The sequence below is a fragment of the Polyangium sp. 15x6 genome, from assembly GCF_029960785.1.
In the GTDB taxonomy this organism is placed as follows: domain Bacteria; phylum Myxococcota_A; class Polyangia; order Polyangiales; family Polyangiaceae; genus Polyangium.
The window spans coordinates 1-7,615 of record NZ_JASBQE010000196.1 but is presented as its reverse complement, the minus strand read 5'-3'; the positions used below and the strand labels follow the sequence as shown (position 1 = coordinate 7,615).

The window sequence follows — 7,615 nt, the reverse complement described above, 5'->3', positions numbered from 1 at the left end:
CGGCGCTGGCGGCGAAGGCGGCGCTGGCGGCGCTGGCGGCGAAGGCGGCGCTGGCGGCGCTGGCGGCGCTGGCGGCGCTGGCGGCGACGGCGGCGGCGAAGGATGCAGTGTTGGCGGCGCAGGCTCGAAGGGGCCTGGTTCGGCTGGGCTCTTCACGGCGCTCGCGCTCGGGCTCCTTGCGATGGGAAGGCGCCGCTAGCGGGCTGTCCGGCTGGGGTTCGTGGGCCTCACCCCGTCGCCGCGCGATCCTGCCAGCCAAGACCGCCGTGACTGGCGACCCTGCCGCTGGTCTTGCCACTGGCCTGTGGGAAGAACTGCGCATCGCGCAGTTCTTCCCCCTGAGGTCCAGGGCTTGCCCTGGTCCGGGTCGAGGGGCGGATAGCCCCCGCGGGGTCCGGGGCAGCGCCCCGGCGCGGCGGCCCCAGCCCCAAAATAGCCTCACGGCACCTTGGATTCGTCGTACTTGAGACGCGCGCTCTTGCACATTGCGATGACGTCGGCTTCGCGCTCCTTCACGCCGCTGCAGATGAACGAGCACCCCGTCGAGCGGGTCGCGGCCTCTTCCCCGCGCCCCTGAATGCCGCTGAGGGGGGAGCTCGACGTGTCGATCCGCGCGACCACGACGTGCACGCCTCCGTCGGTCCCCTGATACACCGGCGGATTCTTGTTATACAGCTTGTGCTGCCCGACCAGCCCTTCGAGCCTGTAGAGAGCCGAGCCGGCGAAGCCGTCGAACTTGAACGAGGCGCTCTCGTACGAGACGCTCAACCCGTCGCTCGACTTCTCCTTCAAGGCCTCGGGCGCATCGAAATCGAACGTGCACTCGTCCTTCGTGAACGTCGTGTGCACGAGGCTCCCGCTCTTCGCCTGCGCGGGCGCTGCCGCTGGCGATGCCGACGACGTGGACGAGCCCCCTGCCTGCTTCGCGTCCTCGCTCTTGTTGCACCCGCAGACGACCAGGACCGCGACACAGAGGAACTTCCCACCGAGCTGCATCATCTTCGTCAAACCCTCCGAGCGTGGCGCTCGCCACGCGAACGGGCGGGGGTACCGCAACGAAGAAACTCGGTCAACGATGTTGGATGACGGCCTCGAGCAGGCCTTCACCCCGTCGCCACGCGCACCCGCGGGAACACCAGCATTCCTTCGGTCCCCGCCCGCCTGAGCCCCGGGAGCATGCACTCGACCACGTTGCCCTCCTCTGCCGGATCACTCGTCGTCGCCGCCTTCTCCATCGCGGACGCCGAGAATCGCGTCCCCGCCGTGGGCGCCACGAGCTCGCACCCCGCCGCGGACGCGAGCGCCGCGAGCGGGTTACGCTCGCGCTCCAGCAAAGGCGCGTGCGCGATCGTCCGGCCTCGCTCCTTGAACGCGCCCACGAGCACCACCTCGAGCCCCTTCGCCTTCAGCGCGGCGAAGAGCGCCGGGCTCGCCGCGAGATCACGGCCGAGCGACGCGCGCAGCGCGCCCTCCAGCATCGTCCCGGTCACGTCATCGCATGCCGAGACGAACTTCTTCTCCGCCGAGAACTGCTCCTCCAGCGCGGACGCGGCCGCCGCCCCCGCGCGCACCTCGGCCTCGAGCGCTGCGATCCGCTCCCGCGCCGTATCGAGATCCAGGGACAAACGCTCGCGCTGCACGCGCAGCGTCGCGAGCTCCCGCGACAGCTCGTCACGCTCAGCGCGCAGCTTGGCGAGCTCGCCCTGCACCGCCCCGGCGCCCTCGCGCTCGGCCGCCTCCACGCGCGACGACACGAGCGCCTCGTAGCGCATCACGATCGCCTCGATCTCGGCGCGCAGCGCCGCGGAAAAGGTCTCTTTCATGGCGAGCTCACCGCATGTATTTCGCGAGGTTCAAGGTCGTCACGAGCGGGTCCTGCCCGTCGCGTTGCAAGGCCAGCGTGAGCTCGTCCGGGCCCGAGACACACACGAAGAGCCGGCCCACGAGACCGGCGGCGAGGCCCGTCGGGATCATCGACACGCGCGGATCGTTCGACGTCATCTTGCCGGCCACGTACTCCTGCGACACGCGCAGCGGCGTCTTCGTGTCCCATTTGCCGAAGTCCACGTAATGCGGCCCGAACACGCTCGGATCCGACACGGGCGTGCCCATCTGCACGATCGCCACGAACTTCGGCGGGAAGCCGCGCAGATCGCCCACGAAGTAGGAGAACCCCTGCGCGCGCCGCACGAGGTGCACCTCGCGGTTCGCGATCTTCAGCGCGCCGAGCGCCACGGCCGTCTTCGGGGTCACGCCCACGATCGTCACGCCCCGCTCGGTGCGTTGCGGCGTCTCGTAGAGCACGACCTGCTGGAACGGCTCGGTGCTGCCCGGCCGCCACACCTTGAGGCCCGGGATCCCGAGCTCGTCCGCGAGCGCCTGCTCCACGAACGCGCTGCGCGAGGAGTTGCCCGCGAGCAGGATCGTCACGCCCTGCTCGCGCCAATCGCCCTCCGTTCCCCACGGCGCGATCGCCAGCATGCTCTTCATGAGCTTCACGCCATCGCGGATGCGCGTCTGCAGGTGCTCCTTCAGCTTCGCGTGCAGCGCCGGCGTGTCCGTGGCCAGCGATTCGAGCCGCACCTCGCTCCCGTCGAGGCGCGCCGCCGAGAGATCCGCCGCGCGACGCGGCTCGTTCTCCGGCGCGAACTTCACGGCTTCGAGGCCGAGCTCGCGCTCGAAGCGGAAGCGGTTCTGCCGCCCGGCGAGGCTCCGCTTGTAGAGATGCGGCTTGTTCGCGAGGTTGTTCGGAGGCACCGTCTGCGGCCGCATCATCGGCACCTCCTTGTCCTCCATCTCGGGCAGGTGCTTGTCGTGCTGATGCGTGAGCCACACGAGCTCGTGCGTGAGGTAATCGCCGCCGAGGTGATCGTCGCCGCTCACCTGGAGCGTCTCGATCACCGTCCGGCTCCCGAGCTCCTCGGCCTCCTGCTCCGTCGCGGGCCGGAAGCGGCCGCAGGCGATGTCGAGCGTGCCGCCGCCGAAATCGAAGACCGCGAAGCGCATCTCGCCGAACTTCGAGATCACCGGCTCGAGCTCGGCGTACGTCGCGAGCTCGGGACACACCTCGGCGGCGAACGCCTCGGGCTCGCTCGCGCTCATCTCCACGACGACCTCCTCGGCCGGGATCCCCTCCGGGATGCCGAGCAGGATGCCGCGGCGGATCTCCTCTTCGAGCAGCTTGCGCGCGCGCTCGTCGAACTTCGCCGGGTGCGTGAGCCAGTAGCGCAGGTACACGTCCTGCCCCGGGCGGTTGATCGCGCGCGAGAGCAGGTAGGCGTAGGCGCGCACGAGGATGCGGACGCGGCTCTCGTCGAGCAGGAAGTCGCGGCGGCGCTCGCGGTCGCGGAGCTGCGGCGACTGATCGAGGCTGAGCACGCGCTCGGGCAGGCTCTTCAGCTCGCCGACGACGGCGCTCGGCGAATCGGTCATCGCCTCGCGCGCCGCGTGGCTGCCGCGCACGACGCGCAGGAGGTTCGGGAAGCGCGCGTCGCCGGCCGCGGCGCGCTCCACCTCGGCCCAGAGCCGCTCGTGATCCTCGACGAGCAGGTACGTCGGGTTCTCCGCCGACTTCGCGGCCGGCGCGCTGCCGCTGCCGAGCCGGAGCAGCGCGCGGTAGCCCTTCTGGTAGAGCGCCGCGACGGTCGAGGTCGTGCCGAAATCGATGCCCACGGCCGAGAGCCGCTGGAACGATTTCAAGAGCGGACGCGGATCCCGGAGGCGCACCGGCAGCGCCGCGTGCCACGTGCACACGGCCGTGTGCTCGCCGTACGTGAGCGCGTGCTCGACCGTCAGATCGAGCGGCACGTCCTTGCCCTCCTCGGGGATCGGCAGGAGGTCCGGGTGCGAAGAATCGAGCACGAGCTCGGTGTACGTGCGCCGCCCGCCCGCGCGCCGCGTCGCGTCCTCGACCACCACGGCGGGCGCGTCGTCGTCGCGCTGGAAGCGGTGAAAGACGTGCGAGGGCTTCGTGTCGATGACGAACGGCTCACCCTCGAGCTTCGCCCAGTCGGCGAAGAGCCGGAGGCGCCACTTGCCCGTGCCGATCCAGAGCCCCTCCTCGGGGTTTTGCAGATCGAACAGCCGCCGCTCGGGCGCGTCGACGAGGACCGAGTCCGTCGATTCGAGCAGATCCAGCGCCGAGAGCAGCGGCCCGTAGCCTGGGATGCCCACGAAGATCGTCCGCGCGAGCGTGACCTTCCGCCCGCCCGCGAGCGAGCTCTGCGGCGAGAGGACGAGCCGGAGCGCGCAGCGTTTTCCCGCGTGCGGCGCGAGCAGCGCGAGCGGCACGACGAGCTCGACGGAGAACGACGACAGCGGTCCCGCGCCGGCTTCTGCGGGAGCCGATCCGATCGCCGCCGCGACGGTCGCGCCGACCTTCGCGCCTTCGATCTCGAGCGCCGCGAAGAACGGGCTGTCCGTGAGGCCCGAGACGCGGACGCGTAGCTCGGCGCTCTGCATCCAGCCTTCGAAGAGCGGGAGCGCCTGATCCCACGCCGCCGTCACCGGTCGTTGTGGCCTCACCTCCATGCGCACGCCGTTCGGCAGGGCGCGCTGGACGACCGTGGAGATGACGTCGATGCGGACGCGGGGCGAAGGGGTCGCGCGCTCGGGCGCGGGGGTTTGCGTGGCGATGTCGTTCATGGTCGGCCCGAAAGGCCGCGCGATGCTACCACCACCTCCCCGCGCCGCGATACGCCGTGCGCGCCTACCTTCGCGGCGCGGGCGGCGCCGATTGCACGGCCCTGCCACGCGAAGGCGGCGGCGCCTCGGGCAGACGCGCGCCTCCCGACGAGGGACTTCGAATCACGTCGGGCGCGGCCGGCGCGCTCCTGCGATACGTCTCCACGCGCGAGGCCGGCGGCGCCACTTGCACGGGCGCAGCAGGCGCGCTCCTCTCATAGGTCTCCAGGCGCGAGGCCGGCGGCGCCACTTGCACGGGCGGCGCGGCGCGCGTGGGCGTTCGCAACGCCGGAGGCGCCACCTGGACCGGCGGCTGCGTCTGGTACGTCGGCGCGGGATACTCCGGATACGCCGGCGTGCGATACCGAGGGGTCGCGCGATAGGCCGGATACGCGGGATATTGCACGGCCGGCGGCGCGACCTGGACCGGCAAGGATCTCCGGTACTGGTAGAGATCCCAGGGTTCTTGTTCGAAGATCACCCAGCCGCCGCCCGCCGGGTAATACCAGGACGAACCGACGAGATAGGCGTAGTTCCCGTTCCAGTAGTAGCTCGGGTAATTGTAAATGTCGTACGGGACGCCCCCCGCGTCGACCACGGTATATCCGTAGACCGAGCCGTATCCGAGCGGAACCGTGGCCCCAATCGTCGCCCCGCCGCAGCCCGCTCCGAGCGCGAGGGCCATGCAAAGCCCCACGACGCGCGCGCAAAGTCCCATTCGATCGCCCAAGCTCGGCGCCGCCCACCTGGTTCCGATTTGCACAGCAAAACCTCGCTCTGTCCCTGCCGGGCAAGCGGGATGCCAGCCATTACCGTTCCGAGGGGCGAACCCCCGCGGCGAGCGCCCTCCGCTTCTCGTCGAGCCACGCCCGCGCGGCCGCCTCGTTCGGCGAATGCCACACCCAGCGGTCGCGGCTCCCGCGCAGCCAGCTCGCCCGGGCCATCATCTGCGACATCACGCGCACCGTGAAGCTCCCGCCGTGGATCGCGAGCGCGCGCGGCGGCAGCCTGTGCCCGTTCGAAGTGAGCACGTGCCGCGCCGCCGGCGTGATCACGCCGAGCGACGTGAGATCCATGAGCAGGAGCACGAACGGAAGGGCCTCGGCCCGGGCGACGAGGTGCTCGATCATCGCGCTCGCGGTCTCTTCGTCGAACGCTCCGCGCGGCTTCATCACGAACGTGTCGGGCGCCTCGAAGATCATCTCGCTGAGGCCGAAGGTTACCCGGGTCTCCATGCCGCTCGACGTGAGAATACAGGATTTGACCCTCACGCGCCCCCGGGTTAGCCATGGGAGCATGAAGCTTCGTGCACCTCTCCTCCTTGCATTCACCTGCGCCGCGCTCGCCCCTGCGTACGCCTCCGCGCAGCAACTCCGCTTCACCGCGACGGTGCCGGGCGGAATCGCCGGCACGGGCAACGCGCTCGGCTTGAGCAAGGCCACCAATGTGAACGGCCCCGGAGATCGCGACTCCATCGGCACGTTCAGCTCGCTCGGCAATACCGTCGACGAGCCCGCCGCCGACCCGCAGAACCCCTGGCCGATGGGCACCACGGCGGACTGGAAGATGAATGGATCGAGCGCGGTGCTCTCGCTCCCCGAGGCCGAGGTGCTCTACGCGGAGCTGCTCTGGGGCGGCAGCTACGACTATGGCGGGGAGAACGTCACGTCGCAGCTCGACACGGCCGTGACCATCGCGGCAAACGGCTCGACGATGATGGTCACGCCCGACCCCGCGACGGCGCTCACGATGAACGAGACGGCGGCCTCGGGCTTCGCGGTCCGTTATTACATGCGCTCGGCGGACGTGACGGATTTCGTCAAGCAGTCCGGCAAGGGCACGTACGAGGTCTCGGGCGTCCCGGCCACGCAGACGAGCTCGATCAACAACCTGAACGCCGCGGGCTGGACCCTCGTCGTCGCCTACCGCGACGAGGGCGTGCCCATGCGCAACCTCAGCATCTTCGTGGGCGGCTCGTTCGTCGACGAGAACACGACCCAGGATTACACGGTGAGCGGCTTCTGCGCGCCGCCGGCGGGCCTCGTCGAGGGCGCCGTCATCGTGAGCGCGATCGAGGGCGACGCGAACTTCGTCGGCGACCAGCTCCAGCTCGCCCCCACGACAAACGGGCAGTTCAAGAATCTTTCGGGCCCGAACAACCCCGCGAACAATTTCTTTTGCTCGCAAATCAACGACGAGAACGGGAACCTCGACACCCAGGGCACGTTCGGCGATCGGAACCAGGACGCGTTCGGCGGCAAGAACGTCAGCGGGGGTCGGCAAGGCTGGGACGTGACCACGGTGCCCCTGAGCTCCCAGGAAGGGCAGCTCCAGAATGGGCAGAGCTCGGCCGTCATCCGCACGCTCACCACGGACGACTCGTTTGCCCCGATCCTCGCGGCTTTCTCCATCGACGTGAATGCACCGGACTTCAAGGGCGTGGCGAGCAGCGTCATCGACGCGCCGAGCTCGGTCTCGCTCGGCGACACCTTCACCGTCACGGCCATCCTCGCGAACAACGGCGACGTCGCCGCCGAGCAGATCGATTTCTCGCTCCCGCTCGAAGCGAGCCTCGGCCTGGTCTCGTTCGCGATCGACAGCACCCCCGGTGACATCTCCGGCAACCCAGTTGACGGTGCCGCGGTCACGGCCGGCGTCCCGGTCGGGGATCTTCCGTCCGGGAAGACGAAGACGGTGACGCTCGAGCTCGAGGTGAAGGACGCGCCGGCGCTCGCGGGCTTCTTCCTCAAGGCGAAGTGGGGTTACGGCTTCGAGGTTTGCCCGAACAAACCGCTCGTCACCGAGTCGTTCTCGCAATCGAAGCTCGTGCAGTACGCGGGCGGCGGCGGCGCGGGCGGCGCGGGTGGCGGAGGGAATCCGAGCGGCGGCGCAGGCGGCGCGGGCGGCGACGCGGGCGGCGCAGGCGGGGACG

6 protein-coding genes and 1 pseudogene are annotated in these 7,615 nt (G+C 70.0%); 2 read left to right on the top strand and 5 right to left on the bottom strand.

The features are described from left to right. Nucleotides 1-199, top strand: a 199-nt coding sequence (locus QHF83_RS52350) for an MYXO-CTERM sorting domain-containing protein (RefSeq protein WP_282425704.1), incomplete at its 5' end; no start/stop codon positions are given. Nucleotides 200-438: 239 nt separating this feature from the next. Here QHF83_RS52350 and QHF83_RS52345 read toward each other — a convergent pair. From QHF83_RS52345 to QHF83_RS52325, 5 genes are all read right to left on the bottom strand, one after another. Then, a complete protein-coding gene (locus tag QHF83_RS52345) occupies nucleotides 439-999 on the bottom strand; it encodes a hypothetical protein (RefSeq protein WP_282425703.1) in 561 nt (186 codons plus the stop codon). A gap of 104 nt (nucleotides 1,000-1,103) precedes the next feature. After that, nucleotides 1,104-1,823 carry a hypothetical protein gene (locus QHF83_RS52340; protein WP_282425702.1) on the bottom strand — a complete coding sequence of 240 codons (720 nt, stop codon included), beginning with the start codon at nucleotides 1,821-1,823 and terminating at the stop codon, nucleotides 1,104-1,106. 7 nt (nucleotides 1,824-1,830) lie between these two features. Then, nucleotides 1,831-4,644 carry a hypothetical protein gene (locus tag QHF83_RS52335; protein WP_282425701.1) on the bottom strand — a complete coding sequence of 938 codons (2,814 nt, stop codon included), beginning with the start codon at nucleotides 4,642-4,644 and terminating at the stop codon, nucleotides 1,831-1,833. Between the two features lie 64 nt (nucleotides 4,645-4,708). Next, nucleotides 4,709-5,368, bottom strand: coding sequence for a hypothetical protein (locus QHF83_RS52330; protein WP_282425700.1), 660 nt, complete (start codon nucleotides 5,366-5,368; stop codon nucleotides 4,709-4,711). Between the two features lie 124 nt (nucleotides 5,369-5,492). Continuing rightward, entirely contained in the window at nucleotides 5,493-5,954 is a 462-nt protein-coding gene (locus QHF83_RS52325; protein WP_282425699.1) for a hypothetical protein, read from the bottom strand. A 25-nt stretch (nucleotides 5,955-5,979) separates the two neighbouring features. Between QHF83_RS52325 and QHF83_RS52320 the strand changes: the two are divergent. Further along, nucleotides 5,980-7,615: pseudogene (locus QHF83_RS52320) on the top strand (hypothetical protein); the annotation flags it as partial.

Excerpts from the sequence above, each read along its gene's own strand:
- QHF83_RS52345 (WP_282425703.1), bottom strand. The coding sequence starts at position 999 with ATGATGCAGCTCGGTGGGAAGTTCCTCTGTGTCGCGGTCCTGGTCGTC.
- QHF83_RS52340 (WP_282425702.1), bottom strand. The coding sequence starts at position 1,823 with ATGAAAGAGACCTTTTCCGCGGCGCTGCGCGCCGAGATCGAGGCGATC.
- QHF83_RS52335 (WP_282425701.1), bottom strand. The coding sequence starts at position 4,644 with ATGAACGACATCGCCACGCAAACCCCCGCGCCCGAGCGCGCGACCCCT.
- QHF83_RS52330 (WP_282425700.1), bottom strand. The coding sequence starts at position 5,368 with ATGGCCCTCGCGCTCGGAGCGGGCTGCGGCGGGGCGACGATTGGGGCC.